At 66.6% G+C, this 2,270-nt stretch carries 2 protein-coding genes and 1 pseudogene; all 3 read left to right on the forward strand.

Annotated elements, in window-relative coordinates:
* Positions 1-123 precede the first annotated feature (123 nt).
* Entirely contained in the window at positions 124-1,059 is a 936-nt protein-coding gene (locus tag ABGB08_RS54385; protein WP_347608403.1) for a hypothetical protein, read from the forward strand.
* Entirely contained in the window at positions 1,056-1,907 is an 852-nt protein-coding gene (locus ABGB08_RS54390) for a sulfotransferase (RefSeq protein WP_347608406.1), read from the forward strand. Before ABGB08_RS54385 ends, ABGB08_RS54390 begins: the two co-directional genes overlap by 4 nt.
* A gap of 3 nt (positions 1,908-1,910) precedes the next feature.
* Positions 1,911-2,270: pseudogene (locus ABGB08_RS54395) on the forward strand (hypothetical protein); the annotation flags it as partial.

A 2,270-nucleotide genomic window follows, 5' to 3' on the forward strand; every position in this document is an offset into this window, starting at 1 on the left:
ATCGCACCGTGACCGTCAAACGCGGCGGCCGGCCTGGCGGCGAATCACCGCACCCCGCACTGCTCCGCAGAAGCTTCATTTCCTCCGCCACCCAAAGGTGGGGGAATCCACGAAGGAGATCTGATGAGCGACGCCGACCTGCGCCTGCGCTATCTCGACGAGGTGATCCCCTTGCTGTTTCCACCGTCCGCTCGAACCTCGGTCCGTACCCTGCTGCCGCATCGGCTGGTGCCCCGGCGGCTGGTGACGCGCGCCCGCTGGCATGTCGGGGGGCGGGTGCTCGTCGGTGACGGACCCGACACGATCGAGACGCATCTGAGTGAGGTGCTCGGGCAGCGGGTGCGCACCGAACTGCATGTCCGGCCTGCTCGGCGGGTCAATCGTAAGCCGATCCTAGAGGCGTACGGGGCGAGGGGTTTGGTGGGGTTTGTCAAGATCGGGGATACCGCTGGGGCGCGCGAGTTGGTGCGGCATGAGGTGGAGACGCTGCGCATGCTGGCCGATCGGCCGTTGAAAGTCGTGGTGCCGCCTGGGGTGCTGCATTTCGGGTCGTGGCGGGAGCTGGACGTGCTCGTGCTGACGCCGTTGCCGGTGACCGATCGTTCGGCGCCTTCCTTGCTGTCGTTGGGTGGGCAGCGGAGGAGAGTCCGGCCCGAGTTGCTGGCGGCGGCCGTCGCCGAGATCGCGGCGCTGGATCCGGCCGGGGCCTGGCATGGGGACTTTTCGCCGTGGAACGTGGCAGCGGACGCGGATGGGCGGCTGCTGGTGTGGGACTGGGAGCGGTTCGGGGCCGGAGTGCCGCTCGGGTTCGACGCGTTACACCACTTCTTCCAGGGCGCGTTGCGGCGGATGCGTCCTGGTCCGGCCGCTCAGGCGTGCGTCGCCAAGGCGGGGCGCATTCTCGAACCTTTCGGGCTTTCGTTCGCGGAGTCCCGGCTGACCGCCGCGCATTACCTGATCGCATTGGCTGATCGGCATCGCCGGGATGGGTACGAACCGCTAGGCCCTTCCTCCGACTGGCTCAATCCCGTTCTCGATCACCTCGAGGTGTTGCCTTGAACGCGCTCAAGACCACCGCCCACGCGGTCTCGATCACCGCGGGCCGGTTGACCGGCAGCGGACGCCTGCTGCCGTCCTTCCTGATCGTCGGCGCCCAACGCTGCGGCACGACCTCGCTCTACCGCGCCCTCGCCCAGCATCCCCTGATGCTGAAACCCGTCCTCCGCAAGGGCGTGCACTTCTTCGACATGTCCTACAACCGAGGACTGTCCTGGTATCGAGCGCATTTCCCGTTGCGCGCTACAGCGGCACGGCTCGAATATCGGTACGGCTACCGCCCGCAGGCATTTGAATCGTCGCCCTACTACCTGTTTCATCCGCTGGCGGCGCCCCGGATCGCGTGGGATCTCCCTGGGGTGAAACTGATCGTGCTCGTCCGCGATCCCGTTGAGCGGGGGTACTCCGCGTTCTCGCATGAGCTTGCCCGGGGTTTCGAGACGGAGACCTCATTCGAGCGCGCCCTCGCCCTGGAGGAGGAACGTCTCACCGGTGCCGCCGAACGCCTCAAAGAAGACCCTTCATACGTCAGCCACGCGCATCGGCATCAGGCCTACGTGTCGCGCGGCCGTTACGCGGAACAACTCGCCCGCCTGGACCTCCTGGTTGGCCGCGAACGCGTCCTGGTCCTCGACAGCGGCACCTTCTTCACCGACCCCGAACCGACATACGACCGCGTCCTCGAATTCCTGGGCCTCCCCCGCCTGACCGACCCCATCTTCGACCACTACAACGCCCGCCCCCGAACCGAAATGCCACCCCCCCTACGCCGCCGCCTATCCGAATATTTCCTACCCTGGGACGTCCTCCTCCAGCCCTGGCTAGGCACCACCCCCTCCTGGCGCCGCTAACCGATGAAAAAACTCCCCCCAGGAGCCCTGGCCGGCCTAACCGGAGCAACCACCAACGCCGCCGCCCAGTTTCTCCTCGTCCTGATCGTCACCAGATCCCTGCCCCCAGAAACAGCCGGCAAATTCTTCACAGCCACCGCCCTGGCCCTGATGCTCGCCGGAATCCTCCGCCTCGACACGGGCAACGCCCTGATCTACTTCCGAGCCCGCCAAGCAGAACCACCCTCGGACGACCCGGATGGGCACACAAACGACCCCGGAAACAGAGCGAGAACTCAAGACAACGTGCGTTGTTTCGGGGTTGTCCCACCCACCCACCCTTTGTTTCCTTTCGGGGCTCCGCCCCGCCCCCGCCGTTACGCC

It is taken from the genome of Acrocarpospora sp. B8E8 (assembly GCF_039871605.1).
Lineage (GTDB): Bacteria > Actinomycetota > Actinomycetes > Streptosporangiales > Streptosporangiaceae > Acrocarpospora > Acrocarpospora macrocephala.

Coding starts and splice junctions, on each gene's coding strand:
- ABGB08_RS54385 (WP_347608403.1), top strand. CDS start 124: ATGAGCGACGCCGACCTGCGCCTGCGCTATCTCGACGAGGTGATCCCC.